The sequence below is a fragment of the Pseudomonas sp. YeP6b genome (genome assembly GCF_025642995.1).
Classification (GTDB): domain Bacteria; phylum Pseudomonadota; class Gammaproteobacteria; order Pseudomonadales; family Pseudomonadaceae; genus Aquipseudomonas.
Genome location: NZ_CP080090.1, coordinates 3,559,987 through 3,586,905, shown reverse-complemented (window position 1 = coordinate 3,586,905; position 26,919 = coordinate 3,559,987). Strand labels below are relative to the sequence as shown.

General features: G+C 59.5%; 25 protein-coding genes and 1 pseudogene. 11 read left to right on the top strand and 15 right to left on the bottom strand.

What is annotated here, in order from left to right; translation table 11 throughout:
- The first annotated feature begins 89 nt into the window (after positions 1–89).
- Positions 90–653, top strand: a complete 564-nt coding sequence (gene ahpC, locus KZH41_RS15950) for an alkyl hydroperoxide reductase subunit C (RefSeq protein WP_010210361.1) — start codon at positions 90–92, stop codon at positions 651–653.
- A 127-nt stretch (positions 654–780) separates the two neighbouring features.
- Positions 781–2,346 (top strand): alkyl hydroperoxide reductase subunit F, encoded by a 1,566-nt coding sequence (ahpF, locus tag KZH41_RS15945; protein WP_242149590.1) that lies wholly within the window; start codon positions 781–783, stop codon positions 2,344–2,346.
- A 106-nt stretch (positions 2,347–2,452) separates the two neighbouring features.
- On the opposite strand, the gene gloA is transcribed toward ahpF, so the two are convergent.
- Positions 2,453–2,974 carry a lactoylglutathione lyase gene (gloA, locus tag KZH41_RS15940; RefSeq protein ID WP_094952201.1) on the bottom strand — a complete coding sequence of 174 codons (522 nt, stop codon included), beginning with the start codon at positions 2,972–2,974 and terminating at the stop codon, positions 2,453–2,455.
- Between the two features lie 198 nt (positions 2,975–3,172).
- On the opposite strand from gloA, the gene KZH41_RS15935 reads away from it, so the two are divergent.
- Positions 3,173–3,709, top strand: a complete 537-nt coding sequence (locus KZH41_RS15935) for a DUF4946 domain-containing protein (protein ID WP_318654886.1) — start codon at positions 3,173–3,175, stop codon at positions 3,707–3,709.
- A 109-nt stretch (positions 3,710–3,818) separates the two neighbouring features.
- Here KZH41_RS15935 and KZH41_RS15930 read toward each other — a convergent pair whose 3' ends face one another.
- The 3 genes from KZH41_RS15930 to KZH41_RS15920 all read right to left on the bottom strand — a co-directional run bounded on the left by KZH41_RS15930 (position 3,819) and on the right by KZH41_RS15920 (position 6,916).
- Positions 3,819–4,184: a histone-like nucleoid-structuring protein, MvaT/MvaU family gene (locus KZH41_RS15930; RefSeq protein ID WP_094952200.1), complete on the bottom strand. Its 366-nt coding sequence runs from the start codon at positions 4,182–4,184 to the stop codon at positions 3,819–3,821.
- A 200-nt stretch (positions 4,185–4,384) separates the two neighbouring features.
- Positions 4,385–5,926 carry an EAL domain-containing protein gene (locus KZH41_RS15925; protein ID WP_263272972.1) on the bottom strand — a complete coding sequence of 514 codons (1,542 nt, stop codon included), beginning with the start codon at positions 5,924–5,926 and terminating at the stop codon, positions 4,385–4,387.
- A 117-nt stretch (positions 5,927–6,043) separates the two neighbouring features.
- Positions 6,044–6,916, bottom strand: a complete 873-nt coding sequence (locus KZH41_RS15920) for a LysR family transcriptional regulator (RefSeq protein WP_094952198.1) — start codon at positions 6,914–6,916, stop codon at positions 6,044–6,046.
- A gap of 76 nt (positions 6,917–6,992) precedes the next feature.
- Here KZH41_RS15920 and KZH41_RS15915 point away from each other — a divergent pair, with 76 nt between their 5' ends.
- Together KZH41_RS15915 and hppD are read left to right on the top strand one after the other, a co-directional pair.
- A complete protein-coding gene (locus tag KZH41_RS15915) occupies positions 6,993–7,910 on the top strand; it encodes a DMT family transporter (RefSeq protein ID WP_263272970.1) in 918 nt (305 codons plus the stop codon).
- A gap of 245 nt (positions 7,911–8,155) precedes the next feature.
- Positions 8,156–9,232 carry a 4-hydroxyphenylpyruvate dioxygenase gene (hppD, locus tag KZH41_RS15910; RefSeq protein ID WP_094952196.1) on the top strand — a complete coding sequence of 359 codons (1,077 nt, stop codon included), beginning with the start codon at positions 8,156–8,158 and terminating at the stop codon, positions 9,230–9,232.
- A 55-nt stretch (positions 9,233–9,287) separates the two neighbouring features.
- On the opposite strand, the gene rarD is transcribed toward hppD, so the two are convergent.
- Positions 9,288–10,169 carry an EamA family transporter RarD gene (gene rarD, locus KZH41_RS15905; RefSeq protein WP_263272967.1) on the bottom strand — a complete coding sequence of 294 codons (882 nt, stop codon included), beginning with the start codon at positions 10,167–10,169 and terminating at the stop codon, positions 9,288–9,290.
- A gap of 314 nt (positions 10,170–10,483) precedes the next feature.
- On the opposite strand from rarD, the gene KZH41_RS15900 reads away from it, so the two are divergent.
- Entirely contained in the window at positions 10,484–11,761 is a 1,278-nt protein-coding gene (locus KZH41_RS15900; RefSeq protein WP_263272965.1) for a dermonecrotic toxin domain-containing protein, read from the top strand.
- A 48-nt stretch (positions 11,762–11,809) separates the two neighbouring features.
- Here the strand turns inward: KZH41_RS15900 and KZH41_RS15895 are convergent, their stop codons facing one another.
- The 3 genes and pseudogenes from KZH41_RS15895 to KZH41_RS15885 form a co-directional block, all read right to left on the bottom strand.
- Positions 11,810–12,817, bottom strand: coding sequence for an aldo/keto reductase (locus tag KZH41_RS15895; protein ID WP_263272964.1), 1,008 nt, complete (start codon positions 12,815–12,817; stop codon positions 11,810–11,812).
- An 81-nt stretch (positions 12,818–12,898) separates the two neighbouring features.
- A pseudogene (locus KZH41_RS15890) lies at positions 12,899–13,057 on the bottom strand (LysR family transcriptional regulator); the annotation flags it as partial.
- A gap of 1,136 nt (positions 13,058–14,193) precedes the next feature.
- On the bottom strand, positions 14,194–15,504 hold the full coding sequence (locus KZH41_RS15885) for an MFS transporter (protein ID WP_263272963.1): 1,311 nt from the start codon (positions 15,502–15,504) through the stop codon (positions 14,194–14,196).
- A 161-nt stretch (positions 15,505–15,665) separates the two neighbouring features.
- On the opposite strand from KZH41_RS15885, the gene KZH41_RS15880 reads away from it, so the two are divergent.
- Together KZH41_RS15880 and KZH41_RS15875 are read left to right on the top strand one after the other, a co-directional pair.
- Positions 15,666–16,772, top strand: coding sequence for a sugar diacid recognition domain-containing protein (locus tag KZH41_RS15880; protein WP_094951807.1), 1,107 nt, complete (start codon positions 15,666–15,668; stop codon positions 16,770–16,772).
- Positions 16,773–16,863: 91 nt separating this feature from the next.
- Positions 16,864–18,003 carry a glycerate kinase gene (locus KZH41_RS15875; protein ID WP_263272961.1) on the top strand — a complete coding sequence of 380 codons (1,140 nt, stop codon included), beginning with the start codon at positions 16,864–16,866 and terminating at the stop codon, positions 18,001–18,003.
- A gap of 17 nt (positions 18,004–18,020) precedes the next feature.
- Here KZH41_RS15875 and KZH41_RS15870 read toward each other — a convergent pair whose 3' ends face one another.
- Complete coding sequence (locus KZH41_RS15870) at positions 18,021–19,613, bottom strand: alpha/beta fold hydrolase (protein ID WP_242149572.1); 1,593 nt, start codon at positions 19,611–19,613, stop codon at positions 18,021–18,023.
- A 179-nt stretch (positions 19,614–19,792) separates the two neighbouring features.
- On the opposite strand from KZH41_RS15870, the gene KZH41_RS15865 reads away from it, so the two are divergent.
- Positions 19,793–20,305: a GNAT family N-acetyltransferase gene (locus KZH41_RS15865; protein ID WP_094951810.1), complete on the top strand. Its 513-nt coding sequence runs from the start codon at positions 19,793–19,795 to the stop codon at positions 20,303–20,305.
- On the opposite strand, the gene KZH41_RS15860 is transcribed toward KZH41_RS15865, so the two are convergent.
- The 3 genes from KZH41_RS15860 to ccoN all read right to left on the bottom strand — a co-directional run bounded on the left by KZH41_RS15860 (position 20,302) and on the right by ccoN (position 22,723).
- Positions 20,302–20,994: an aspartate/glutamate racemase family protein gene (locus KZH41_RS15860; protein WP_094951811.1), complete on the bottom strand. Its 693-nt coding sequence runs from the start codon at positions 20,992–20,994 to the stop codon at positions 20,302–20,304. The two genes, KZH41_RS15865 and KZH41_RS15860, sit on opposite strands and share 4 nt — an antisense overlap.
- A 90-nt stretch (positions 20,995–21,084) precedes the next feature.
- Complete coding sequence (locus tag KZH41_RS15855; RefSeq protein ID WP_094951812.1) at positions 21,085–21,294, bottom strand: cbb3-type cytochrome c oxidase subunit 3; 210 nt, start codon at positions 21,292–21,294, stop codon at positions 21,085–21,087.
- 1 nt (position 21,295) lies between these two features.
- A complete protein-coding gene (gene ccoN / locus KZH41_RS15850; protein WP_263272957.1) occupies positions 21,296–22,723 on the bottom strand; it encodes a cytochrome-c oxidase, cbb3-type subunit I in 1,428 nt (475 codons plus the stop codon).
- Positions 22,724–22,976: 253 nt separating this feature from the next.
- Between ccoN and KZH41_RS15845 the strand changes: the two genes are divergently transcribed.
- Both KZH41_RS15845 and KZH41_RS15840 read left to right on the top strand, forming a co-directional pair.
- The gene (locus tag KZH41_RS15845) at positions 22,977–23,471 is read left to right on the top strand and encodes a hypothetical protein (RefSeq protein WP_094951814.1); all 495 of its coding nucleotides are present in this window, start codon (positions 22,977–22,979) and stop codon (positions 23,469–23,471) included.
- Between the two features lie 84 nt (positions 23,472–23,555).
- Positions 23,556–24,227 (top strand): DUF3313 domain-containing protein, encoded by a 672-nt coding sequence (locus KZH41_RS15840; RefSeq protein ID WP_242149564.1) that lies wholly within the window; start codon positions 23,556–23,558, stop codon positions 24,225–24,227.
- Between the two features lie 4 nt (positions 24,228–24,231).
- Here KZH41_RS15840 and KZH41_RS15835 read toward each other — a convergent pair whose 3' ends face one another.
- The 3 genes from KZH41_RS15835 to KZH41_RS15825 are packed head-to-tail and all read right to left on the bottom strand — an operon-like array spanning position 24,232 to position 26,814.
- Entirely contained in the window at positions 24,232–25,230 is a 999-nt protein-coding gene (locus KZH41_RS15835) for a YiiG family protein (RefSeq protein ID WP_263272955.1), read from the bottom strand.
- Positions 25,227–25,904, bottom strand: a complete 678-nt coding sequence (locus KZH41_RS15830) for a hypothetical protein (protein ID WP_263272954.1) — start codon at positions 25,902–25,904, stop codon at positions 25,227–25,229. Before KZH41_RS15830 ends, KZH41_RS15835 begins: the two co-directional genes overlap by 4 nt.
- Positions 25,846–26,814 (bottom strand): J domain-containing protein, encoded by a 969-nt coding sequence (locus KZH41_RS15825; RefSeq protein ID WP_263272952.1) that lies wholly within the window; start codon positions 26,812–26,814, stop codon positions 25,846–25,848. Before KZH41_RS15825 ends, KZH41_RS15830 begins: the two co-directional genes overlap by 59 nt.
- Between the last annotated feature and the right edge of the window lie 105 nt (positions 26,815–26,919).

Here is a 26,919-nt window from a genome sequence, read left to right as displayed (position 1 = left end):
TCAGCATGAGGTTTGCCAATGAGTCATCGGCCGAAAGAGTGGGTAGCATTCATCTCATCAACTTCTTAACCCCTGACGGAGAGTCAACGATGCCTATCATCAACAGCCAAGTAAAACCGTTCAAAGCTACCGCATACAAAAACGGCAACTTCGTAGACGTGTCGGACGCTGACCTGAAAGGCAAATGGTCCGTAGTATTCTTTTACCCAGCCGACTTCACCTTCGTTTGCCCAACCGAGCTGGAAGACCTGGCTGACAACTACGCCGAATTCCAGAAACTGGGCGTCGAGATCTACAGCGTTTCCACCGACACCCACTTTGCCCACGCTGCCTGGCACAACACTTCGCCAGCCATCGGCAAAATCCAGTACACCATGATCGGTGACCCGACCCTCACCATCTCGCGCAACTTCGACGTACTGATCGAAGAAGCTGGCCTGGCAGACCGCGGTACTTTCGTGATCAACCCAGAAGGTCAGATCAAGATCGTTGAACTGAACGATGGCGGTGTTGGCCGTGACGCTTCCGAGCTGCTGCGCAAAATCAAGGCCGCTCAGTACGTCGCTGCCCACCCAGGCGAAGTGTGCCCAGCCAAGTGGAAAGAAGGCGAGGCTACTCTGGCTCCGTCCCTGGACCTGGTCGGCAAGATCTAAGTCTGTGAAATATCCAGGGCGGAACTCCGCACCTCAGTAAGCTGCATCCGCCCTCAAAACGCCCGGGCGAGATTCGCTCGGGCGTTTTTTTGTCTGCAATAAACCGAATTAATAGGAAATCGCCCGTATGTTGGACGCCAATCTTAAAGCTCAGTTGAAGTCATACCTGGAACGGGTCACCCAGCCGATCGAGATCGTCGCCTCCCTCGACGACGGTGCGAAATCCGAGGAAATGCTTGGCCTTTTGCAGGACGTAACCGGCCTCACCACGCTGATCACCCTGAAAACCGATGGCGATGATGCGCGCAAGCCCTCGTTCGCCATCAACCGCCCGGGTGCCGACATCAGCCTGCGTTTCGCCGGCATCCCCATGGGCCATGAATTTACTTCGCTGGTGCTGGCCCTGCTGCAAGTCGGCGGCCACCCGTCGAAGGCCAGTGTCGAAGTGATTGAACAGATCCGCGCGCTCAAAGGCGAGTTCAGCTTCGAGACCTACTTCTCGCTGTCGTGCCAGAACTGCCCGGACGTGGTCCAGGCGCTGAACCTGATGGCCGTGCTCAACCCCAACATCCGCCACGTCGCTATCGACGGTGCGCTGTTCCAGGCGGAAGTCGATGAGCGCCAGATTATGGCGGTGCCAAGTGTCTACCTCAACGGCGTGAACTTTGGTCAGGGCCGCATGGGCCTGGAAGAAATCCTTGCCAAGCTCGACACCAGCGGCATTGAAAAAGCCGCCGAGAAAATCAGCGCCAAAGACGCGTTTGATGTGTTGGTCGTCGGCGGCGGCCCAGCCGGTTCTGCCGCTGCCATCTACGCAGCACGTAAAGGCATCCGCACCGGTGTGGCGGCTGAACGCTTTGGTGGCCAGGTGCTGGATACCATGTCGATCGAGAACTTCATCTCGGTGCAGGAAACCGAAGGGCCGAAACTGGCCAGCGCGCTGGAAGCCCACGTGCGTCAGTACGACGTGGACATCATGAACCTGCAGCGTGCCAGCAGCTTGATCCCTGCGAAACACGCCGGTGACTTGCACGAAATTCGCTTCGAAAGCGGTGCGACCCTCAAGTCCAAGACCGTAATCCTGGCCACTGGCGCCCGCTGGCGCGAAATGGGTGTGCCGGGCGAGCAGGAATACAAAGCCAAGGGCGTGTGCTTCTGCCCGCACTGCGACGGCCCGCTGTTCAAAGGCAAGCGCGTGGCAGTGATCGGCGGCGGTAACTCCGGCGTTGAAGCAGCCATCGACCTGGCCGGTATTGTCAGCCACGTGACCTTGCTCGAGTTCGACAGCAAACTGCGCGCCGACGCCGTGTTGCAGCGCAAGCTCTACAGCCTGCCGAACGTGGACGTGATCACCAGTGCGCTGACCAGTGAAGTCAAAGGCGACGGCCAGAAAGTCACCGGCCTGGCGTACAAAGATCGCGACAGTGGCGAGTTCAAGACCATCGACCTGGAAGGCATCTTCGTTCAGATCGGCTTGCTGCCCAACACTGACTGGCTCAAAGGCACAGTGGAGCTGACCCCGCGTGGCGAGATCATTGTCGATGCACGTGGCGAGACTTCGCTGCCAGGTATATTTGCCGCCGGTGACGTGACAACCGTGCCGTACAAGCAGATCGTGATCGCGGTAGGCGAGGGCGCCAAGGCTTCGCTGAGTGCTTTCGATCACCTGATCCGCACGTCCGCACCGGCGTAAATCCGGGCCCGGAAATGAAAAACCCCATGAGTGATCATGGGGTTTTTCTCGTTCCCACGCTCCGCGTGGGAATGCCTCCGATGACGCTCTGCGTCACCCTGTCCGCTTACATAGGCGCTGGCTGAATAATCTCAACCCAGTACGCATCCGGGTCCTTGATGAAGGCCAGGCTTTTCATGCGGCCATCGGTCAGGCGCTTCTGGAAATCACAGCCCAGGGCTTCGAAACGCTCGCAGGCGGCGACGATATCCGGCACTGAGATGCAGATATGGCCAAAGCCACGCGGGTCGGTGTTGCCGTTATGGTAGGCAAAATCGGCATCGTTTTCGGTGCCGTGGTTGTGGGTCAGTTCCAGGATGCCCGGGATCGACTTCATCCACTGGGTGCGCGCGGCGGCGTCAGCTGGAATCTGGGCCTTGTCCACCAGGGCCAGGAAGTACAGGCTGAATTCGGCTTCCGGGAAGTCGCGCTTTTCCACCAGGGAAAAACCCAGGATGCGGGTGTAGAAATCCAGCGACTGGGTGATGTCCTTGACCCGCAACATGGTGTGGTTGAACACAAAGTTCGAGGTGGCGGTGTCGGGCTGGGCGGTGACGCCCGGGAAAGTGTTCAGATCGTGCAGGCTCATGGGCCCTCCAGAAAAAATGGGGCAAACGCGACTTGAAATGATAGGCGCGGTCCGTTGGCTTGCGGCAAGCATCCCTGCAGCCGAACCATGATACGCAAGGCCCAGCCGCTGCGCCAAATGAAAAAGTTCACGTAGCGCTTGCGACCAGCGGGCGCCGGGGCTCAAACTTTGGCGCTTGAACCTTGGGTGTTTTTCGTAATGATTGAATTTCGTAAATCGCTGTTGAGCGCCATGTGTTTTCTGTTGGCCAGCCCGCTTGTGCTGGCGGCCGACCCGGAAATTCACTGGCCCAGCGGCTGGCAGGTCGAGGAAGTGGACGTTGACGGCGAGGCGCCGGTAAAACCCCAGGCAGTGTCGCGCCAGCGCGCAATCAAGAACGATGAAAATGGCAATACCTTGATGGTCATGGAGTTGACCGGCACCCCGATTGAGGCCGGGCATAAAGTTAATCTTCAAGGTGTATTGCTGGAAATGCGTAAATCCATCCAGAAAGATTTCGCCGGTAGCGGTTATCAAAGCGTGTGCACCAAGATGCACCCAACCACATTGAGCCGTCTTGAGGCGCTGGAAACTACTTGTGTGATTACTGAAAATGGCCGACACGTTTTGTCGCAAACATTAGTCGGCGCGGTTGATAGCGATAAAGCCTATGTATTTTCGTATGCAGGGCAGGCCGAAGCCTACGAGGCAAGCAAAGACGAAGTGGGTTCGGTACGTGACAGCCTCAAACTTTGAGCGCGTTATCTCGAACGATAATGAACACAGTGAAGTGTTAGTTAAGTTCGTTTTCGACGCCTCAAAAAAAACCCCGCAGATGCGGGGCTTTTTTGTGCGTGCCGTGTGATCAGCCGCGCAGCCAGGAATCGACAGTGGCAGCGCCATACTGTTCTTTCCAGGCTTTCAGGCCGCGGTGGTTGCCGCCTTTGGTCTCGATCAGCTCACCGGTGTGCGGGTTGCTGTACACCTTGACCACGCGCGCGCGGCGCTGTTTTGGTGCGGCGGCGAGCGTAGCGCCGGCCTTGCCAGGGTTTGGGTCAAGGATCGAGATGATGTCGCGCAGGCCTTTACCGTAGTGCTTCATCAGGCCTTGCAGCTTTTCTTCAAATTCGATTTCTTTCTTCAAGCCGGCGTCGTTCTTCAAGGATTCGAGCTGGGCAAGCTGCTCTTGAAGGGCTTTTTCTGCTGCGCGAAATTCGGCGAGTCTGGACAAAATCTGTACTCCAATAATGGTGTTTGCTGATATCAACTGCAGACAAAGCTATAAGCCAAGCGCTTATAAGGTGACTCAAAGAAAGAGGCCTTTCTGCGAGTTCAGCACAGGCAGGAAAAATTGTAGTAGTTAATGCCCCACGAGTAAATCATGTCTTTTGCCTAAACAAGATTATTTCATCAAGCGCACGGGCTGGCTATTCAATGGCTGGCCAGCGACTTAATGAACTCGTCACAGGGTAACGGCCTACCAAACAGGTAACCCTGCAGGAAATCCACACCTTGTGCAGCAAGATAGTCGCACTGCTCAGCTGTTTCCACGCCCTCGGCAACGATGCCCAGATCCAGCTTGCCGGAGAGTTCGATGATACTGTCGAGAATATGCCGTGAGAGTGCATCCGCGCCAATCATGGCGACAAAGCTTTGATCGATTTTCAAGTAATCGACATTGAAGTTGCGCAAGTAACCCAGGCTGGAATGCCCGGTACCGAAGTCATCAATCGCAATCATCACCCCCAGTTGATGCAGGGCGTCGAACAGCCGACGAGTGATGTCGGTTGGCGTGATCAGCTCGCGCTCAGTCAGCTCCAGCACCAGTGTCACCTGGCCGGGCGCGAAGGCAGCGAGAAACTCCCCACAGTCCTCAACCAAGTCCAGATCCTGACAGTGGCGCGCGGTGATATTCACGCCAATATGAAAGCCTGGACTGAAGCGCGCGGCATGCGGGGCAAGTTGCGCGGCGGTCTGGCGCAACAAGGCGCGGGTCATCGGCACGATCAGGCCAGAATGCTCTGCCAGCGGGATAAACAAGTCAGGACGCACCAGGCCTTCCTTGGGGTGCTGCCAGCGCATCAGCACTTCACAGCCGGCCCATTCACGGGTATCGCCGCGTACCACTGGCTGGAAATACGGGATGAACTCGTTGGCGCCCAAGGCCCGCTGCAATTCATGCGTAGGCGCAGACGAGCGCTTTTGCAGCCAATGCGCGAGCACGCCCGCCAGCCCGCCAAAGAACACCAGAAGGCTGAACAGCGCCGGGTAGCGTGCTTCCATGTACCGCCACACTTCACCGGCCGGCATGCCGACATCGACACTGTAGGGAAAGCGTTCTGAGACCAAATAGTGATGGGCCACGGCAAACACCGGTACGGGGCTGGTGTGCACCTTGCCGTCGGCATCCAGCCAGTTAGGCCCTGCTTGCAGGATCAGGTGCGCGTAGCGGCTGATCAGGCGCAAGGCGTTGGTCAGGTGGTAACCGTCAATCGAGGCAAACGCCGCTTTGTCGCCGTCCACCAAGCGGTAAACCAGCAACGCCGTATCCGGCGTCACCGGGTTGCCGTTCATCAACCATAACGTGCCATCGACATAATCATCCGGGTTGACCGCCGACTGGTAATCACCCCCGAACAGCGAGGTGCAATAGATGTTCTTCTGCCAGGACAGGGTCGTTGCGCGCACAAAAGGCCGACGCGTGACCTGTTCACGCAGCGCCAGTTGCGCACCGTTGTCACAAGGCTGGCCTGCCAGTGGCAGCAGTGCCTGGGCGGCGAGGGCGGTGTTGTCGAGCATCAGGTCAAACTGGCGCACGGCCTCGCTGGCGGTTTGCGCGGTGCTTTCTTGAAGGGTGCGTTCGGCTTGCCAGTGCAGGATCACCACGCCCAATGCGATAGGCAGCAGAACACTCAGGGCGGTGATCAAGTAGCGGGTGGCGCGTTTGCGCGGGCCGTTAACGGTCAGAGGCATGGAGGGGACGGCCTGTCGCAGGGTGGGGAAAGCGCCGAAGGGCTAATCAGGTTATTCAGATGATAGATGGCGCGCGGGAAATAAGCTCGCTGTACCTGGCCATTTGGATAGTCTCCATCACTGGAAGTCCAGGCGTTGCGCCACGTCAATAAACGCTAGGGTCGCCGGTGTCGACTGACGTTGATCCAACACCGCCAGGCCGATGTCACGGCTGACGCGTGGCGACAACGGACGCACGTGGTAACGCGCGTCCGGTGCCTCGGGCAGCGACGCCTGCGCCACCACGCTCACGCCGTCACCTCGGCCCACGGCTTCCAGGGTACTGAGCAGTTGTGAGCAGCGGTAACGTACCTTCGGCGTCAGCCGCGCAGCACTGAACAGCCGCGTGACCAGCTCCTGCGAGCCGGCATCGGTAAGAATGAACGGATCGTCACACAGCGCCTTCAGTTCCACACAGGGCTGCGCGGCCAGCGAATGCCCAACGGGGAGCAGGGCAACCAGTTGGTCCTGGAACAGCACAAACGTATCGAAACGCTCTTGCTCCAGCACCACAAAGCCCACGTCGATACGCCGCTCGTCCAGCCATTGGATCACCTGGCGATCGGGGCCTTCGTCCACGTGCACCTCAATACCTGGATGCGCCAGCCTGTATTGCTCGAGAATTCGCGGTAGCAGGCGGTTGGACGAGGTCGGGCCAAACGAGCCGATACGCAGCGTGCCGCGCTTCATGCCGCGCGCATCCGAGGCTTCCTGTTGCAGGGTGTCGGCCACGCCGAGCAGCGTACGCGCGCGCATCAGCAGTTGCTGGCCGATATCGCTGAGTTCGACCTGGGACTGATGGCGGCGAAACAGCTCGATGCCCAACTCCTGCTCGAGGGCCTTGATGGCATGGGACACGGCTGACTGGCTGATACCCAGGCGGTGCGCGGCCTGGGTGAAGCTTTGCAGCTCGGCCACCTGAGAGAAGAGGTGCAGTTGGGTGAGGGTCATGAGTAATAACTCATTTTACGATGATTGATCATTAGTTTGAGGATACCCCAATCCTGACACTTGCCGAGCACCGCTGATGACGTCCGACCGCCTAACCTACCTCAAACTTGCCGCCGTCACGATGATCTGGGGCGCGACCTTCGTGGCAGGCTGCTACCTGGCCGCCGACGTTGACCCGCTGCTGGCTGCCACGCTGCGTTTTATCCTGGCAAGTGCCGCGCTGCTGGGGTTCATGGCCCTTACACGCGTACGCCTGGCCCGGCCCAGCACCCGGCAGCTCGCGCAGTTGGCAATGCTGGGTTTTTTCGGCATCTTTTTCTACAACCTGTGCTTTTTCTACGGCCTGCGCTACATCAACGCATCGCGGGCGTCCCTGATCGTTGCTTTGAACCCGGCGGTGATCGCCCTGGCTTCATGGTTGCTGTACAAGGAGCGCCTGAGCGCGACCCGGTGTCTGGGCATTGCCTTATGCCTGGGCGGCGCCGGTGCGGTCATCATCAGCCGTAACCCGCTGCTCCTGCAGGGCGCCGAGAGTGCCTGGCGCGGTGACCTGCTGATTTTCGGCTGTGTGGTGGGGTGGGGTGCTTACTCGGTGTTTTCCCGCAGCCTTAATCAGAGCCTGGGGCCATTGCAGACGGTAACGTGGTCGATCTTGCTGGGCACGGCGATGCTCACGATCACCACGCTCGTTGGCGGCAAGTTCACACTAAGTGCCTTGAGTACAATCCATCTGCCGCAACTGCTAAGCCTGCTGTATCTGGGCATCCTCGGCTCAGCACTGACCTACATCGTTTGGTACGACGGCATCCGCCGTATCGGCGCGACCCGTGCCGGCGTGTTCATCGCACTCAACCCACTGACGGCGGTCATCTGCGGCGCTGTGCTGCTGGGCGAGCAACTCAGCGCGCCGATGCTGCTGGGCGGTGCGGTGATCCTGCTGGGCATCTGCCTGTGCAACAAACCCCTTGCGCCGGCCAAGCCATTGGGGATTTGATAAGAGTGCGGACAATTACTGTTACGCTGTGTAGAATCGATTTACGCATACAAGAATATGGACTTGCGCTCACGCAAGCCTCTGCCGTCAGAGACTGATGTAACCATGAAGCTACTCGGCTCCCCCCTCATCTTTGGTGACTTCCTCGCCCGCAGCGTGCGAGGCCTCTCCTGTGCGCCACCCTCAAATCTCATCCTTGCTCGCAAATAACCATTTGTTAATTACAAGAATGATGAGGTGCCACCATGGCAGACCAATACGAAAACCCAATGGGCCTGATGGGCTTTGAATTTATCGAATTCGCATCGCCAACCCCAGGCACCCTGGAGCCGATCTTCGAGATCATGGGCTTTACCAAAGTTGCGTCCCACCGCTCCAAAAACGTGCACCTGTATCGCCAGGGCGAGATCAACCTGATCCTCAACAACCAGCCCGACAGCCTCGCGTCGTACTTTGCGGCCGAACACGGCCCGTCGGTCTGTGGCATGGCATTCCGCGTCAAAGACTCGCAGCAGGCCTACAGCCGCGCCCTGGAACTGGGCGCACAGCCGATCCATATCGAAACCGGCCCGATGGAGCTGAACCTGCCGGCCATTAAAGGCATCGGCGGTGCGCCGCTGTACTTGATCGACCGTTTCGGTGAAGGCAGCTCGATCTATGACATCGACTTCGTCTACCTCGAAGGCGTAGACCGCAACCCCGTCGGCGCCGGCCTCAAAGTCATCGACCACCTGACCCACAACGTGTATCGCGGGCGCATGGTCTACTGGGCGAACTTCTACGAGAAGCTGTTCAACTTCCGTGAAGCGCGCTACTTCGATATCAAGGGTGAATACACCGGCCTGACCTCCAAGGCCATGAGCGCTCCGGACGGCATGATCCGCATCCCGCTGAACGAAGAGTCGTCGAAAGGCGCAGGCCAGATCGAAGAGTTCTTGATGCAATTCAACGGCGAGGGCATCCAGCACGTGGCTTTCCTCACCGAAGACCTGGTCAAGACCTGGGACGCGCTGAAGAAGATCGGCATGCGCTTCATGACCGCGCCGCCGGAAACCTACTACGAAATGCTCGAAGGCCGCCTGCCGAACCACGGCGAACCGGTGGACCAACTGCAAGCACGCGGCATTCTGCTCGACGGTTCGTCGATTGAAGGCGACAAGCGCCTGCTGCTACAGATCTTCTCGGAAACCCTGATGGGCCCGGTGTTCTTCGAATTCATCCAGCGCAAAGGCGATGATGGCTTTGGTGAGGGCAACTTTAAGGCACTGTTCGAATCGATCGAGCGTGACCAGGTGCGTCGTGGTGTATTGACCGCCGACTAAGCGTAAAAAAGCCCGGCCGAGGTTAACCCCGGCCGGGCTTTTTATTGCCTGCGAATCAAGCTTTGCGCTGGCGCACCAAGTGCTTGAAGCCCTCAAACACCAGCACTATCACCGCCAGCCAGATCGGGATGTAGGTCAGCCATTGGCCGCCCTTGATGCCTTCTCCCAATATCAACGCCACCGCGAGCAGCAGGACCGGTTCCACATAGCTGAGCAGCCCGAACAGGCTGAAGGGCAGCAAGCGGCTGGCAAGGATATAGCTCACCAGCGCCGAGGCACTGATGACCCCCAGCATCGGAATCAACGCATACAACTTCGGATGCAGATCCATCACGGCAAAGCCTTGTTCGCCGTGCTGCACAAACCACCAGGCCACCGGCAGCATCAGCGCCATATCCAGCCACAGGCCGCCCAAGTGATCGGTGCTCAGGTATTTGCGCACCACGAAGTAGATCGGGTAACCGATGATCACCACCAGTGTCGCCCAGGAAAAACCACCGGACTGATACAGCTCGTTAAGTACGCCGAGCGCAGCAAACACCACCGCGATCTGCTGCAGGCGCGACAAACGCTCGCCGTACACCAGGCGCCCGGTGAGCACCATGGTCAGTGGCAGCAGGAAATAGCCCACCGAGACATCCAGGCTGCGCCCATTCAGCGGTGCCCACATAAACAGCCACAGCTGCACGCCGAGCAAGGCCGATGACAACAACACACCGCCGATCAACCGTGGCTTTGCCGCCAACACTCGCACCAGTTCCAGCACCCGTCGCCATTCGCCGCTGACGATCATGAATACCGTCATGCACGGCACCGTCAGCAGCATGCGCCAGCCGAAAATCTCCAGGCCGCTCAATGGCGTGAGCAGCGAGGTGAAGTAATACATCACGGCAAATAACACCGAGGCTAAGACCGATACCACAACACCTTTAGACACACTGTCCTCGCGAAAGACGATTCATACAAAAAAAGGAAAAACTTCGCGTAGGAATATATTGGTCGTGACATTGTTTGTCACGTCTATTACACGTTTTAAGCCATTTGAATGGAACATATTTCCCCGTCGACATCACATAAGGCTGACGACATTTGGTTTGTATGGCCAAGTGTTGTCTTCCACGGGAAGTTTTGCAGGGGTATGTGGGCCATATGAAAACCTCACCGATTGGAAGGAAGTTATTAATAGCAGCGATTCTGGCGAGGCCGTTCAGGAAGTTGCATAACTCATGCAGTGGATAAAAAGGTTGCTCTATGCAAAACAGTTCTGGAAAGGTTACCTCGCTGGCGACGCTTGCATTCAGTTATTCGCCCGGTGTCCTGAATGGCTTGAGCGAAAATACCAGAGTATCTCGAGAGACGCAGCCCGCGTGGAAGACCTCTGACATTTATGTAAGGTTCTCTGAGTCATTGGCCAGAGACACCCAAAGTCACGCCCTCTCGCCAGAAGGTAAAGCACTCATTGATGCGATGCTGTCTCCAAACGAGTCAAACGGCCCGAAGGTTAAAGTCTTCAGTTTTGGCGTAGGCGGTGTTCGGTCCAATGATATGTTTGTGCTAATACGTAATCCTCCGGTAGAGGGCAAAACCAATATTGTATGGAACATGCCGGAATATAATTACACGTCATTCCATGAGTTTAAGAACACCCAGCAAATGAGTGCGTTTTTGAAGGACCTTCCAAACAGGCCTCACGACTTCAAGCTGTTTCTGTCCCATTTTGGTAGCGGCCCACGCTCCGAACCTGTCGTCAGCGTCAAGCGCACAATGAACGAGTGGGCGAGCGCACCGGAGAATAGCAAGCCCCCAACGGGCGCAGGGGCGATGGGCACCCTCTTTGGCAATGTGTTCGAGCACTTGGACAGGTTGAGCCAGCAGCCGGTATCGCTTGTGCCCGTCAATGGCCTCGCCGGCATACATCGCAAAGCGGTAAGTCCTCAAGGGGGGGCCATTTACAGCGGAGTGCGACCGGATGGTGAGAACGTTAATTATCAGTACGCCGCCAACGGCAACCTGCTGGGCGTGGGCGACAAAGGTAATTATTACTTTCTGGAGCATGGCTGGGGGAGTAAAAAGCCACTGAGTTCACTGACACCTGCACAGTTCAATGCGGTCGTTGATAAGGACATGTTGGATCGCCTGAATAAAGCGGGCGTGGTGTGGACGACTGACGCAATCTTAAACGCGATTGGCGACGCTTTAGAACATCCTTTCTTCTGGGCTTCAGACTTTTTGGAAGCCTTTGGCGTCAACAAGGAAGACGCAGGCTTTGTAGAGAACGTCTTGGATAACCCCGTCACGGCATTGCTTCTATTCTTAAATAAGCACAATGATATTGGCAGGCCGTTCGGTATGGAAAAGAAGGAGATGGACGCGCTGCTCAGCCTGTATGGCGATGCCGCGCAGAGTGTTGTTCCGCATTATGGCGCTGTCAGAGCGGTTGCCGCGGTGATTGGAAAGGCAATTAGAGGCGAGCCCCTGACAGACAAGGAAATTCGGGAGACGGCCGACGCGTTACACGCCAGAACTTAAGCAAGTAACGAGCAAGAGCGCCCACACCGATCGGTGTGGGCGATTTGACTATCGGCAACTACGCCCCGACACAAAATGGCCCACATCATTAAACCCCGGCGTAGACGAATGCCCCGGCGTCACCAGTGAATCAATAAATGCTTCATCTTCAGCGCTGATCTTCACCTCCAGCGCGCCGGTGTACGCATCCCACTGCGCTTCAGTGCGCGGCCCGACAATGGCCGAACTCACTGCCGAGCTGTTCAGCACCCAGGCAATCGCAAATTCGACAATGCCTACCCCACGCCCTTGGGTGTACTGCTGAATCTGCTGGGCGATGCGTAATGATTCCACACGCCACTCGGTTTCCAGGATGCGCTTGTCCTGGCGCGCTGCACGGCTGCCGGCTTGGGGGGTGACGTCAGGTGCGTATTTGCCGCTGAGTACACCACGAGCCAACGGGCTGTAAGGCACCACACCCAGGCCGTAGGCGGCTGCGGCGGTGATCTGCTCGACCTCGGCCTGACGGTTGACGATGTTGTACAGCGGCTGGCTGATGATCGGCAGGTCAACGCCCAACCGCTCGGCCACACGGATGACTTCGGCAATGCGCCAGCCACGATAATTAGACAGGCCCCAGTAGCGAATCTTGCCTTGGCGGATCAAGTCGCCAATCGCCGACACCGTCACTTCCAGCGGTGTGTCGTGGTCTTCACGGTGCAGGTAGTAGATGTCCAGATAGTCGGTGTCCAGACGCGTGAGGCTGGCTTCCAGCGCGTTGAAAATACGCTTGCGGCTCAAGCCGTTGCGGTTGGGCACCCCGTCCGCCGGGCCGATGCCGACCTTGGACGCCACCACCCAATCCTGGCGATGACGGGCGATCGCCTCGCCAACGATTTCCTCGGAGCGCCCGCCGGTGTAGACGTCGGCGGTGTCGATGAAGTTGATGCCTTGGTCCCAGGCCTTGTCGATGATGCGCAGCGAGTCTTCGGTGTGGGTCTGTTCGCCAAACATCATGGTGCCCAGGGTCAGTGCGCTGACCTTCAACCCGGACTGGCCCAATGTGCGGTAAATCATGCAAAGCTCCTCATGGCAGGGAAACGTGAGTCATGCAATACCAGACTCGAGCGCTCTGGAACAAGCCCTGCACGCGTTTCTTCATGCGCTCAGCAGGTTCTCACCGCGTTGCTGGAGAAAGCGGTGCAGCACGTTCACCCGTTCCGACACTTGCAGGCGATGAGGGCACATCAGGTTGAAAGGGGTTGGTTCGCCTTGCCAGTCGGGCAACCGCGCCACCAGACGGCCGGCCTTAATATCGACGGTGGGGGATTGGTGTAAGCACGGTGATGGGGGCGCTGGTTTGCCTGCGGGGCGTTTCTTTAGTTAGATATGAGTACATATCCGTTGCTGCGGTAACGGCTGCTTAGGGTTCCGCTCTTACAGCGGGTCACTTTTGGAAAAGAGCCCCAAAAGTAACCAAAGGGCTCTTGCCCCACCACTCGGCACCTCGCCTAGGCTCGGTGTGCCCTCACGCAGGCTTTGGGAGCGGGGCCGCCGCCATGGGCCATCCTTGGCCCATCGCGGCTAACCCGGCGTCCTGCCGGGTTACCCCCTGCTCCAAAGCCTGCGTTCGGCCAGCGTGGTTTAACGGGGCGCCTAAGATCAAGATCAAGATCAAAAGCAAGAGCACGGCGGCCTAGTAGCCGACCTGAGTGGTTAGATCAAAGTTAAACCGAGGCGGCCTGACAGCCGACCTGATCTTGATGGCAGAACTCAATCTAATGTGGGAGCTGGCTTGCCTGCGATAGCATCAATTGGTTATGCCTGATACACCGAGGTGTCTGCATCGCAGGCAAGCCAGCTCCACAGAAAAGCAGAGCACTGCGGTGCCAGCAACCGAACTCGGTCAAAATTGTGGGAGCGGGCTTGCTCGCGAAGGCGGTGGGTCAGCCAGCTGATGTGTAACTGACACACCGCCTTCGCGAGCAAGCCGGCTCCCACATTGGGATCTCAGTACATCAGGCAGAGAGTGTACTCCTGTGCTTTTGCTGTGCTTTTGCCCTGTTTTGCTTCTACCACTCAGGTCGGCTACCAGGCCGCCGTGCTCTTGCTTTTGATCTTGATCTGAGGCGCCCCGTTAACCACGATGGCCGAACGCAGGCTTGAATCCGTGGGTAACCCGGCAGGACGCCGGGTTAGCCGCGATGGGCCAAGGATGGCCCATGGCGGCGGCCCACGGATTCAAGCCGGAGTGAGGGCATGCCGAGCCTAGGCGAGGCACCGAGTGGTGGGGCAAGAGCCCTTTGGTTACTTTTGGGGCTCTTTTTCCAAAAGTGACCCGCCGTAAGGGCGGAACCAATAGCAGCCGTAACCCAAACAACGGATATGTACCCCATCAAACCCGCGACAACCCCAGTACCACTATCGCAGGCAAGCCAACCCACCTGGCTGCGTTATACCTTCAAGGTCCGGGTCATGCGCAACGCCAACACACTGCCGGCAACAATCACTGCCGCTAGCAGGTACAACGCCACATCCGTGGACCCGGTGGCATCCTTCACAAACCCTACGATATACGGGCTGAGAAAGCCCGCCATCTGGCCCATGGAATTGATCAGCGCCAAACCACCTGCGGCCGCGCCCGCGCTGAGCATGGCGGTTGGCACCGGCCAGAACATCGGCAAGCCGGTGAGGGCGCCCATGGTGGCGATGGTCAGGCCGAGAATCGCAATCGCCGGGGTGGTGGCGAAATTCACCGCGATCACCAGGCCAATAGCGCCCATCAACATGGGCACCACCAAATGCCAGCGCCGTTCTTTGCGTAAGTCGGCAGAGCGGCCCACCAGCAGCATGAACACGGCCGCCAGCAGATACGGAATCGCACTGAGCCAGCCAATCACCAAGTTATCGCTGAAACCCAGGCTCTTGATGATCGACGGCAGCCAGAAGTTGATGGCGTACACGCCGCTCTGGATGCAGAAGTAGATCAGGCCGAACGCCCAGATCGCCGGGTTCTTGAACACTTCGCCGAGCGAGTCCGTGGTGGTTTTCGGCTTGTTCGCCAGGACTGTCGCTTGATCGGCCTCCAGCACCGCACGCTCATGGGGCGTCAGCCACTTGGCATTGGCAAAGCTGTCGCTGAGCAGGAAGTAGGCGAGGGCGCCGAGGATGACGGTCGGGATGCCTTGCAGCAGGAACATCCACTGCCAGCCCGCGAGGCCATCTTGGCCGGCGGCGAAGTGGTTGAGAATCCACCCGGAAAACGGGCTGCCAAGCAAGCCGGACACCGGGATCGCCGACATGAACAACGCCATGATCCGCCCACGGCGGAAGGTCGGGAACCACTGCGAGAGGTACAGCACCACACCCGGGAAGAAGCCGGCTTCGGCGGCACCGGTCAACAGGCGCAAGCCATAGAAGTGCGTCGGTGTGGTCACAAACAGCAAGCAGGTGGAGAGCGTGCCCCACACGATCATCATCAGCGCAATCCAGCGCCGCGGGCCGAACTTGGTCAGCGCCAGGTTGCTCGGCACGCCGCACAGCACGTAGCCGATAAAGAAAATCCCGGCACCGAGGCCGTAGACGGTTTCACTGAATTTCAGCGCATCGAGCATCTGCAACTTGGCAAAGCCAACGTTCACCCGGTCGAGGTAGTTGAACAGGTAGCAGATGAAAATGAAGGGGATCAGGCGCAGGGTAATGCGCTTGTAGATGGCGTTTTTATCGTCATCGGTGGCCAGTGTGGCAGCGGCGCTCTGTGACATGGGAGTCTCTCTTTATTATGATTTTTTGCGATGCGCAGGTAACGTTGATCGCCCAACGAGTCTCGGCCACCTGGCAGGGTGCTGTCTTTGTGCTCGCGCACAGTCAAGCATGCTTTGCGCTGTGCCGATGAACAACCCACCCTTTCAAGGAACTTAGCCCCATGTTCGAGTTGGATCATGACTTGGCGCAGGATATTGTCGATCGCACCATGGCGATCCTGCCCTATAACGTCAACGTCATGGACAGTCAGGGGCTGATTCTCGGCAGCGGCGAGCCGGAGCGCATCAACACCCGCCATGAAGGCGCGCAACTGGTGCTGGCCAATGGGCGCGTGGTGGAAATCGACGGCCAGACCGCCAAGCACCTCAAGGGCGTGCAGCCGGGCATCAACCTGCCGCTGATGCACGATCAACGTTTGATCGGCGTGCTGGGCATTACCGGCGAACCCGAGCTGTTGCGCACTTACGCTGAACTGGTGCGCATGACCGCCGAAATGTTGGTCAGCCATCGCCATCAGCAAGCCGAACAGCAGTGGCGACGCCAGCGTTGCGATGACTTGCTGGCGTTGCTGCTGGCTGAAAGTGGCGACTCGCCGCGCCTCATCGACGAGGCCCAGCAACTGGGGCTCAAACCGCAAATGGCACGTACGCCGTACCTGTTTGAACTCGGCGTGGGCCAATCGGCGGAGGCACTCAGCGCCTGGCTTACCAGCCGTTACCCAGACAGTTGGTGTGTCAGCTCGGCGCAGTTTTCGCTGTTGTGGTGTCGGCCGGCTGCGGTGCAAGTCGACAACCCACGGCTGCTGGAAAAACTCCAGGGCCTGGGTTGGAACATCCTGCGTGTGGCTGTCGGCGGGCAAGCGGATGGCCTGGCAGGTTTGCGCCGTTGCTATCGGCGGGTTGGCGACTTACTGGCCTATGGTCGGGATATCTTGCCCCAATCGCGTTTGTTGACGCTCAACCGCTACCGCCTGCCGGTGATGCTGTGGCGCCATCGCAACGACGATGCTCTGGATGAACTGCTCAACCCCTTGCGCAAGGTGTTGGCCAAGGACAGTAACGGCCAACTCCTCGCCACCTTGCGCAGTTGGTGCGCGCATGACGGCCAAAGCCAAGCGTGTGCGGATGCCTTGGGCATTCACCGCAACAGCCTGCGCTACCGCATGGAGCGCATCGCCGAGCTCAGCGGCGTCGACCCGCTGACCCTCGACGGCATGCTCGCCCTCTACCTCGGCGTACAGCTGTTTCCTCAGGTTTTGTCGGAATGAACAACAAACCTCACCCACACTTGTGCATCGGACCGGCGTCATTGCCGCAGCCAACTGGCAGCATGGGCGTTATAAAAACCGGAGAAAGCCCATGAAAATCATCATCGCCCCCGACTCGTTCAAGGACAGCCTCAGTGCCGAAGGCGTCGCCCAGGCCATTGCCGAGGGGTTGGCGCAGGTTTGGCCGGATGCACACTTGATCCAGTGCCCGATGGCCGATGGCGGTGAAGGCACGGTGGATTCGGTACTCGCTGCGTGCAACGGGCAGTTGCGCCGCCAGGTGGTGCGAGGCCCCTTGGGTCACGCCGTTGACGCGCGCTGGGGGTGGTTGGCTGAGAGTCACACTGCAATCATTGAGATGGCCGAAGCCAGCGGCTTGCAGCTTGTGCCGCCGGGGCAGCGCGATGCCTGCACCAGCAGCACTTACGGCACTGGCGAATTGATCCGCGCGGCCCTTGATGCCGGCGCGCAGCGCATCATTCTGGCGATTGGGGGCAGTGCCACCAACGATGGCGGTGCCGGTGCAATGCAGGCACTCGGTGTGCAATTGTTAGATGCTCAGGACCAAGCACTGGCACCGGGCGGCCTGGCCTTGGCACGTCTGGCGCGCATCAGCCTTGAGCAACTGGATCCACGCCTGGCCCAGGTGCGCGTTGAAATCGCCGCTGACGTGAATAACCCGCTGTGTGGCCCGCACGGTGCTTCGGCCATTTTTGGTCCGCAAAAAGGCGCCAGTGAGCAGCAGGTTGAGCAACTGGACGCGGCCCTTGGGCACTTTGCTGATCATTGTGCCAAGGTGTTGCCCAAAGACGTGCGTAATGAACCCGGTAGCGGTGCAGCGGGCGGTTTGGGGTTTGCCGCCAAGGCCTTTCTCAGCGCGCAGTTCCGTGCGGGCGTGGAGGTTGTCGCCGAGCTGGTTAGCCTGGACGCAGCCGTGCGTGGCGCGGACCTGGTGATCACCGGCGAGGGCCGCTTCGACGCCCAGACCCTGCGCGGTAAAACTCCGTTTGGGGTCGCCCGCATTGCCCTGCAGCACGGCGTGCCAGTCATCGTGATCGCCGGCACCTTGGGCGACGGCTACGAACAAATGTACGCACACGGTGTGGACGCTGCTTTTGCCTTGCCGTCCGGGCCGATGAGCCTGGAACAGGCCTGCCATGACGCACCGCGCTTGCTGCGCGAGCGTGCGGCAGACGCCGCGCGGTTGTGGCGTGCGGCGACGCGAGGGTGAACGCGGTTCGCGTGGGCTCAGTCTGAGGCGAAGCAGGTCGCAATGCGGTCGGGTTTACGACCATACGCCAGGTACTCACCCACATTACGGTTCACGCAGGCGCTCAGATCAGCAAAGGACACACCGTGCTGATGGACCCCCTTGAGCAACACCAGGCGGGTATTGGGCAAGCTCCGAAAGGCGTTGAAGGCGCCCGATGTAGGTGTTTGGCCGTCGTACTCGGCCTGGACCATCACGATGCTGTCAGCCTGTGCCAGTTTGCCCAGTGGCACACCGGCCAGCGGCTTGGCGCGCCAGCCCGCGCAATGCCTAGCCTGGAAGAAACTGCCCCCGACCGGGTAGCGGGCGGCATACTGGTTTTCCTTCTCGGTCCAGAATGCGTCATTCGCCGCAGGCGAGTCGTTGCATAGCACGGTACTGCGTACAGACACCGCAGGGCTGAGCTTCAGCGGGCCCGGTGCGATGTCATTCCAGGGCGCTGGGTTTCGAGTGACGCTAAGCAGATGCGTAAATGCACGTTGTACCTGTTGGTTAATGTCGGGGTCGGGGCTGAACCGATAAGCGCTGGCTTTTTTGTGTAGTTGCGCGTCTTTCAATTCAGGCGATCGACGCAACCAGTCGCTGAGCGCGCGCGCCGCCATCAGGTATTCGATTGAGCTATAGAACTCGCTGTCAGAACGCAGGGCGACGCGCACCTGGGGGAGCAAGCCGGTAAAAATCTCGCCGATGGCCCTGGGATCGTTGCCCATTTGGTAAGCCTTCGGGTTTTCAGCAGCGCGCTGCGCCACAAAACGCGTGAAGATCCGCTCCTTCTCTGGCGCCTGGATCAACGACGCGTTCTGGAAGGTCGAGGTCCAGTCGGTGTTGGAGTCCAGCACCATTCGCCCGACGTGCTCGGGAAACAGACCCGCGTACCAGGCGCCCAGCCACGTGCCGTAGGAGTTGCCGAAATAGTTGAGGGTGGGTTCTTTGAGCGCGATGCGCACGAACTCCATGTCCCGCGCGGTTTGCTCGGTATTAATGTAAGGCGCCATGCGCTGGCTGGCGCAACCTCGAGCCAGTACCCCGGCGTTATGCCGGATCGCCTCGATATTGGCTGCGCTGCGGTCTTCGGCAATATCGTTTTGCGCGACAACTATCTCATCGGATTGGCACACCAATTGCGCGTCCGGCGTACTGCCCAACCCACGTGGCGTTATGCCGATGATGTCATACGTATTCGTCAGGTGCTGATAGGCCTCACCGTCCGGCATATCCGCGTAACTTTTCCAGAGCGAAGCCAAGACAACCGCAAACCCGCTGCCATCGGCCCCTGGGCCGCCAGGGTTGGTAAACAATGCGCCTGCGCGCTTTTGCGGCTCTAGGGCTGCAACGCGGGTGATGTCCAGCTTGAGGTTGCCGAGCCTGGGTTTCAAGTGATCCAGCGGCACTGTCGCGATGCCGCACTGTGTCCTGGAGACCACCTCAGGGTCCAGCCCGCTGATGGGGCGCCCCTCGCAGTCCGGTAGCCATCTGATAGCCTGCTCGGGTTGCGGTCTTGTTGCACAAGCACTCACCACCAGTAAGACGGCCGCACCAATGCTGGCGACGATTGCCTGTTGTTTCACCATTTTGCCGACACATCCTGTTCACGCTTGGAAGGTTCAAAGTATCGCAAAGCCGGCTGAGCAGACCTGTAGGAAAATGCTACGTGTTGGCCAGGCAACCTCTTAGAGCGCACGCCGCTTTCCATTGTGCAGGGAGGCGTCCTACACTGGCCTGCCTCTTGTCTTTCAAAGGATGAAACACAATGCACACACCTGAACCCCATATCGTGATCCAGCGCTTTACTGAAGCCCACCTCGAAGGCGTGGCCGCGCTCTATAACGAACCGGCTGTATGCCGTCAGGTGCTGCAAATGCCTTTCCAGTCAGTCGAGGCCTGGCGCAACAAGCTGGTCAGCGATAACGAGCGGCGGCTACAACTGGTGGCCGTGCATGGCGGTGAGGTAATCGGCCAACTCGGTTTGGAACAGTACCTGCGCGTACGCCAGGCCCATGTCGGTTCGTTCGGCATGGGCGTGGCGACAGCCTGGCAGGGCAAAGGCGTAGGTTCCAAGCTGTTGACCGCTGCCCTGGACGTGGCCGACAACTGGATGAACCTGCGCCGCGTGGAGCTCACGGTGTACGCCGATAACGAAGCCGCGCATAACCTGTACCGCAAGTTCGGCTTCGAAGTCGAAGGGCGGCTGCGCGATTACGCCCTGCGTGACGGCGTGTTCGTCGACACCCTGAGCATGGCGCGCCTGCGCAAGTCGGCTTAACCCCCTAGAGCAAACGCCACCGCAGCCTGCGCATGCAGCTCGGTGGTGTCCAGCAGCGGCAAGTCGCTGTGCTGCGGCTTGATCAGCAGGCCGATTTCCGTACAGCCGAGGATGATCGCCTGGGCGCCACGCGCGGCCAGCGAGTCGATCACGCGTTGATAAACTTGGCGCGATGCATCACTGATCACCCCGACACACAACTCCTCATAGATGATCCGGTGCACGGCCTGGCGCTCGTCCGCGTCGGGCACCAGCACGGTCAAACCTTGGGCGGCCAGGCGCGCTTTGAGAAAGTCCTGTTCCATGGTGAATGCGGTGCCGAGCAGGCCAACCGTCAGCGTGCCAGCCTCAACAGCGGCTTTACCTGCCGCATCGGCAATGTGCAGGAACGGAATCGACACCGCCGCCTCGATACGCGGCGCCACTAAGTGCATGGTGTTGGTACACAGCACCACACACTCGGCACCACCGGCCTGCAGGCGGCGCGCGGCATCTTCGAGGATCAGCGCGGTGTCATCCCACCGGCCGGCATGCTGGGCTTGCTCCACCGGGCCGAAGTCCACGCTGTACATCAGCAGTTGCGCCGAGCGCAGCGGGCCCAGCTGGTCGCGCACGCGCTGGTTGATGATGCGGTAATACTCGGCGCTGGACTCCCAGCTCATGCCGCCGATAAGGCCGATAGTGCGCATGCGATGCTCCGGACAGGGGATGTCGCCTCACCTTACCCATCCAGCGCGCTTTAGTCATACGCAGTTACCGGCCAAATGACCGGAGCAGTTTCACATGTCCAGGTTGACCCAGCCCGGCTTGGGCTGCTCCGGGGCCACCGCGTTGATTGGCTTGCCGGTGGCCTGTTCGACTCGCCGCGCCACGTCAGGGTCATCAGCGAACGGCAGCAAGCTGGCGTCATCCAGGCTCTTTTCAGATTCCCCGCGCAGGCAATATTCCACCGCGCCGTACAGGCACACCAGCATCAACAGGCTCCACATCTCAGGCGATCCGCGCGTCAAGCTGCGCGACGCGCAAGTCGGCGATCCGCACTGTACGCCAGTTGTTGTAGGCCATCAGCAACATGCCCGTCAGGAAAAACACGCCGCCGGCAAAACGCACCACAAACCCCGGATGGCTTGCCTGCAAGGCTTCGACAAACGAATAGGTGAGGGTGCCGTCGTCGTTCACCGCCCGCCACATCAGGCCCTGAGTGATGCCGTTGACCCACATCGAGGCGATATAGAGCACCGTACCGATGGTGGCCAGCCAGAAGTGCAGGTTGATCAGCCCCACGCTGTGCATCTGCTCGCGGCCGAACACTTTGGGAATCATGTGGTACAGCGAGCCGAAGGTAATCATCGCCACCCAACCCAGCGCCCCGGCGTGGACGTGGCCGATGGTCCAGTCGGTGTAGTGGGAGAGGGCGTTGACGGTCTTGATCGCCATCATCGGGCCTTCGAAGGTCGACATGCCGTAGAACGCCAACGATAACACCAGAAAGCGCAGGATCGGGTCGGTGCGCAACTGATGCCAGGCGCCGGACAAGGTCATCATGCCGTTGATCATGCCGCCCCAGCTCGGCGCCAGCAGGATCAGCGACATCGCCATGCCCAGGGACTGCGCCCAGTCCGGCAGGGCGGTGTAGTGCAAATGGTGCGGGCCGGCCCAGATGTACAGGGTGATCAATGCCCAGAAGTGCACGATCGACAAGCGATACGAGTAAACCGGGCGTCCGACTTGCTTGGGCACAAAGTAGTACATCATCCCCAAAAAGCCGGTGGTGAGGAAAAAGCCCACGGCGTTGTGCCCGTACCACCATTGCACCATCGCATCGGTGGCCCCGGAATACACCGGGTAAGACTTGAACCAGCCCACCGGGATCGACAGGTGATTGACCACATGCAACATGGCGATCACCAGAATAAATGCGCCGAAAAACCAGTTGCCCACGTAGATATGCCGGGTCTTGCGCCGCACCACGGTGGTGAAAAACACCACCGCGTAGGCCACCCACACCACGGTCATCCACACCGCGCCGGAGAATTCAATCTCGGCGTATTCCTTGGTGGTGGTGTAACCCAGCGGCAAGCTGATCAACATGATCACGATCACCGACTGCCAGCCCCAGAAGGTAAAGGCCGCCAGCGTGTCGGAAAACAGCCGTACCTGGCAGGTGCGCTGCACCGCGTAGTAGCTCGCAGCGAATTGCGCGCTGCCAGCAAAGCCGAAAATCACCAGGCTGGTGTGCAATGGCCGCAGGCGGCCAAAGGTGGTCCAGGGCAGATCCAGGTTCATCTCGGGCCACACCAGTTGTGAGGCGATCCACACGCCCATGGCCATGCCGACCACGCCCCATACGATGGTTGCGATGACGAATTGGCGCACGACTTTGTAGTTATAGGCCTGTCCGGTTGTTGCGTTACTCATGCTCAGTCCTCCCACGGTTCCAAGTGGCGGGCACTGTAGGAAGCATGGGCAAAACAAAACAGACTCAGAAAAAGCCGATTACTACGGATCAGTTGTTAAGGCGTGAAAGCGCTGGTTACAGCGGTTCTGATCCGCTTTTTAACTTCTCGCCTGAATCTTCAACGCACTGCGCTGGCATCGCATAATCGTACGGCCCGCCGCCGCATCTGCCATGATCAGTGTTCGCAACCTGGCTTATCCAAGGAACGCCGCAATGGACGATGTACAGCAACTGGGCGAGATGCTTCGTCATTACGCCGACAGCGAAGCGCATAAAAAGCAGCAATTCGACGTGCAGTCGGCCCGCTGGGCGCAAAAGCTCGGCGAGCTGTTCGGGCAGATTGAGCAGTGGCTGGAGCCGGTCAAAACCGTGGGTTTGCTGGAGGTCCAGCGTGAAGCCTACGTGGCCAGTGGCCCGAGCCTGCCGGTAGAAACATCAACCTTCAAGACCGAGAAGCTGACCGTGCAGATCACCGGCAAGCCGGTGGAGTTCGTGCCTGACGTAATGGGCGCGGGCGGCTCGATTTCCGTGTCGGTCATGGGCCTGACCGCCGCACGGCACGGAAGTGTCTCGCTGGTGCTGGCGGCCGACAAAAACGACTGGTTGTGGAAGAAAACCAACGGCCTCAAAGACCCGGACACCTTTGCCTTCGACGCGAACTTCCTGGCGTCGCAGCTGCAGAGCCTGATCCCGCGCGAACGCGGCTGAGCAATTTATCACTGCGTTGGCTATACATAAGGCTCCGTGTCTCGATGATCACCTCCAGGGAGCTCAATAATGAGGAGTGCAATGATGAAACTAAGGCCAATGGTCAGCGCGCTGTGCATCGCTTCAATCGCAATGGCAGGGTGTGCCAGTAAGGTCACCCAGCCGGACGAGTATTCCGGCTTTCTCTCCGATTACAGCCAACTCAAGGAAGCCAAGTCACCCTCGGGGGCCGAGGTGATGCGTTGGGTCGACCCGAATTTGGACGTGAGCCGTTACAACGCGGTGTATGTCGAACCCACCCAGTTCTATCCCAAGCCGCATGCCACCGCGAAAATCCCGGACAGCACCCTGAACGGTATCAACCTCTACTTCAACCAGGCGCTCAAGCGTGAACTGGCTAAATCACTGCCACTGGCCAACGCCCCAGGCCCGGGGGTGATCGTGGTGCGCGCTGCCATCACCGCTGTCAGCAGCAAGACTGAAAGCCTGAAACCCTACGAATACATACCTGTGGCCTTGGTGGTGGCTGCTGTGAGCACCGGCGCAGGTATTCGTGACCAGCAAACAACCCTGGGCACCGAGGCGCAGTTTCTCGATGGCGCCAATGGCAAGGTGATCGCCCAGGTGGTGCGCAAAGGCACCGGCAAGTCGCTGTCCAACGACTCGCAGGTGATGAAGGCCGATGACGTCAAAGGCGTTATCGATGGCTGGGCATCGGACCTGCATCAGTCGTTTGTGAAGCTGAAAAAGCGCTGAGGGCTTAAAACGCGTTCCTTGCAGGCCGGTTGTAATAGCTGAGCAGGGCGTCGTAGCGGCGGGTGACGAGGTAGTAATCGTCACTCAGTTGCTGCGGTGGGGCGTGGTCAAGCCAATCTTGCAGCAGGCTCTGCAATGCTTTGAGGTAGGCATCGGCGGGCGCTCTGATGGTGTACCAAAGGTGCAGGGTTTCATCGTTGAGGTTTTTGTCCGGGATTTGATCCACGAACCCGGCGCTGTTTTCGTTGGCGCGCTGCACTGCAGCCGTTAACGCCGCCAAGGCCTTGGGTGTGAGGTTGGCGTTGCGCACACCCTCGTCTATCTGGTCCACCGCGTGCCGTGCCGCGATCATGTAGTTGAGCAGGTGCCAGTGCAGGTCGCGACCCAAGCGCGCCTCCAGCAAAGCCAGTTGGGCAGGGCGCAGGCGTTGATCTTCCTGCGCCAGGTCGTGGCGCAACTGGGTGGAGATTGCCGTGTAGGTTTCTCCATTTCTGCTGAGTTCGTCCTGAAAGCGTTGCAACATGACATCGCCAAACAGCCGTTGTTGATACGAAGTGCCCAACGTCGAGGTGATTTTTTGCAGGCGCGATACGTACTCGGCGGTCATCCCGATCAAGGGGCTGCCAGGTTGCTGATGTTCCAACTTAGTGGTGATGGTTGGCCCGCACACATCATTCTGGATCAGCCGCGCCTGCGGCTCGCTGTTGTCGCCAAACTCCTCGCGTGCCCTGGCGTAGCGGCCGACCGGCAACGACGTTTGTAACTCAGGTTCTGCATCGGCCTGTGGTGGATGAGCCAAGCGTTGGTAGGCCAGCCGCGTGTCCCGGTCGACGCGGTTCATGCAATCGATGATCGGCGCCAGGGCGCTGGCAGAGGCGGTTTGCGGGCTGTCCAGCCTGTCCACCCACAATGCGAGCACCTGGGTTTGTTTGCCCGCGCCGGCAAGGCCGAACAGCATCAGCATAAAGACCACGCCAACGGGTATTAATAGGCCTGGGTTCATCGCTTGGCCTCCTGGCCGTACCATTGCGCGGGTGTAGGCGGGGCCTGGCAGTGCTCGGCGGTTTGCGGCATGCGGCTGCACACGCGCTCGGTCCATTGTTGCAGGCCTTGATTGCGACTGACTTGATGGCGGCTATCGAGGTATTTCAACCCAGCGAAGACCAACGCGAAGGCGATGGCACCCAGGCCTACTGCGCCGATTACCTTGCGTGGATAAAGCGCCGCCCATTCCTTGTAGCTCATGCTCGCTCGGCGTTTGCCCACGCCAATGGCGGCCAATATCGCCACCAGCGTCAGGCCGGCGATAGGGCCGAACTGAATGCTGACGGCAATGCTCATGGCCGCTCCAGGGATCAGGTCGCGCACGGGCAACAGCGGCAGATGGGTAGGGCTTAACCTGCGCGGCAGTTTTGCGCCGAGACTTTCATCCAGCACGCGCAGCCGATGTGCCAACGGGCGCCATACCTGCCAGGCCAGCGCGCCCGCAGCCATGTAGGCCATTGACCACGCCAACGCTTCACCCGCGCTGTCCACTAGCGCGCCCGCATGCCAGGGCGCCTTGCAGAGCGCACCGGCCAGGCAACCCAGCACAATCGCCACCAGCAGTGGCCAGGTGTCAACGGCGGTTTCCCAATCCTGCCAGAAATAGGGCGTCTCCCGGCAGGGCGAACGCAACGTCGGGATGGTCAGCCTTAAGGGCGGCGGCCAGCTTACGACACGCTTCCCAGTCTGCTTCGCTTAACCGCTGTGCGAACGCACGCCGCTGGCCCAGGGACATCGGCGCCAGCAGCAATCGCGCAGCGCGTTGCTGAGCGGTGGCCGGTGCGGCGGCCGCCAACGCACGCTGGTGGGCCATGAATACCGGGCCTTGCTGGCGCCGTAACAAGTGCTGCCATTCGTCCTCGGGGCACGCGTGGTTGTTACCGCCATGCCAATTTTGGCCAGCGCGCACTGCCTCAAATACTGCAGGCGACCAGAAATGGCTCTCGGCCAACATCGTCGCCAGCATCTGGTTAAACCATTGGGTATGCGCGGGCTGCTTGAGCCAAGGGTAATCAACGCGTGCTGCGTAGGCGCTGAGAAAGTCCACTTCGTTGCGCTGAGCCATGGCCAGCGCCAAGCGGTATTGCAGGGCGTCCTTGCACCGGTCTGCCAGCGCGTCGATCAGCGCCTGTGGCAGTTCAAGGCGCTGCCAGGCGCTGAGCCACTGAAACGTATCGAACGCCCAGTGTCGGTCTTCATCGCTGACGTCGTCGTGCGAGACACAGCGCTTGAGCAGCGCCACTTCGAATTCCAGCCCGGCGCCGGCAGCCATCGCCTGCTCATAGTGCTGCTGCAAGCTCACGGCGGTGATAGCCGCCGGCGTTGCCTCCACAACCAATGCCTCTACCGCCACCGCGCACGCAGCCTGTTCCTGCTGCGCCCATTGCTGCCAATTCAAGGCCTCTTCGTAAGCCTCGCGCAGGCGTTGAAAGCCCTCAGCGTCATCATCCGGCCGGGTTTTCTTCAACAACGTGGCGTATTGGCGCTTGATCGTGCGGCTATCGGCATCCGGCGGCAGGCCAAGGACATCCCAGCAAGTCATGTGCGGTACAACTCCATAAAGAACCGCGCGCACCTTACTCGTTTTATTGCTCGATAAACCAGTGGTAGTCAGGGAAGGCGCTGCCCGGCCGACTGCGTTTGCGGC

What these genes read in the sequence shown, in the direction of transcription:
- KZH41_RS15860 (WP_094951811.1), bottom strand. Translation starts at nt 20,994, where the DNA reads ATGCGCACTATCGGCCTTATCGGCGGCATGAGCTGGGAGTCCAGCGCC.
- KZH41_RS15835 (WP_263272955.1), bottom strand. Translation starts at nt 25,230, where the DNA reads ATGAACCCAGGCCTATTAATACCCGTTGGCGTGGTCTTTATGCTGATG.
- gloA (WP_094952201.1), bottom strand. Translation starts at nt 2,974, where the DNA reads ATGAGCCTGCACGATCTGAACACTTTCCCGGGCGTCACCGCCCAGCCC.
- KZH41_RS15870 (WP_242149572.1), bottom strand. Translation starts at nt 19,613, where the DNA reads ATGGTGAAACAACAGGCAATCGTCGCCAGCATTGGTGCGGCCGTCTTA.
- KZH41_RS15845 (WP_094951814.1), top strand. Translation starts at nt 22,977, where the DNA reads ATGGACGATGTACAGCAACTGGGCGAGATGCTTCGTCATTACGCCGAC.
- ccoN (WP_263272957.1), bottom strand. Translation starts at nt 22,723, where the DNA reads ATGAGTAACGCAACAACCGGACAGGCCTATAACTACAAAGTCGTGCGC.
- KZH41_RS15900 (WP_263272965.1), top strand. Translation starts at nt 10,484, where the DNA reads ATGCAAAACAGTTCTGGAAAGGTTACCTCGCTGGCGACGCTTGCATTC.
- KZH41_RS15865 (WP_094951810.1), top strand. Translation starts at nt 19,793, where the DNA reads ATGCACACACCTGAACCCCATATCGTGATCCAGCGCTTTACTGAAGCC.
- KZH41_RS15920 (WP_094952198.1), bottom strand. Translation starts at nt 6,916, where the DNA reads ATGACCCTCACCCAACTGCACCTCTTCTCTCAGGTGGCCGAGCTGCAA.
- KZH41_RS15915 (WP_263272970.1), top strand. Translation starts at nt 6,993, where the DNA reads ATGACGTCCGACCGCCTAACCTACCTCAAACTTGCCGCCGTCACGATG.
- hppD (WP_094952196.1), top strand. Translation starts at nt 8,156, where the DNA reads ATGGCAGACCAATACGAAAACCCAATGGGCCTGATGGGCTTTGAATTT.
- KZH41_RS15880 (WP_094951807.1), top strand. Translation starts at nt 15,666, where the DNA reads ATGTTCGAGTTGGATCATGACTTGGCGCAGGATATTGTCGATCGCACC.
- KZH41_RS15935 (WP_318654886.1), top strand. Translation starts at nt 3,173, where the DNA reads ATGATTGAATTTCGTAAATCGCTGTTGAGCGCCATGTGTTTTCTGTTG.
- KZH41_RS15925 (WP_263272972.1), bottom strand. Translation starts at nt 5,926, where the DNA reads ATGCCTCTGACCGTTAACGGCCCGCGCAAACGCGCCACCCGCTACTTG.
- KZH41_RS15825 (WP_263272952.1), bottom strand. Translation starts at nt 26,814, where the DNA reads ATGACTTGCTGGGATGTCCTTGGCCTGCCGCCGGATGCCGATAGCCGC.
- ahpC (WP_010210361.1), top strand. Translation starts at nt 90, where the DNA reads ATGCCTATCATCAACAGCCAAGTAAAACCGTTCAAAGCTACCGCATAC.
- ahpF (WP_242149590.1), top strand. Translation starts at nt 781, where the DNA reads ATGTTGGACGCCAATCTTAAAGCTCAGTTGAAGTCATACCTGGAACGG.
- KZH41_RS15840 (WP_242149564.1), top strand. Translation starts at nt 23,556, where the DNA reads ATGAAACTAAGGCCAATGGTCAGCGCGCTGTGCATCGCTTCAATCGCA.
- KZH41_RS15895 (WP_263272964.1), bottom strand. Translation starts at nt 12,817, where the DNA reads ATGATTTACCGCACATTGGGCCAGTCCGGGTTGAAGGTCAGCGCACTG.
- KZH41_RS15855 (WP_094951812.1), bottom strand. Translation starts at nt 21,294, where the DNA reads ATGTGGAGCCTGTTGATGCTGGTGTGCCTGTACGGCGCGGTGGAATAT.
- KZH41_RS15885 (WP_263272963.1), bottom strand. Translation starts at nt 15,504, where the DNA reads ATGTCACAGAGCGCCGCTGCCACACTGGCCACCGATGACGATAAAAAC.
- KZH41_RS15875 (WP_263272961.1), top strand. Translation starts at nt 16,864, where the DNA reads ATGAAAATCATCATCGCCCCCGACTCGTTCAAGGACAGCCTCAGTGCC.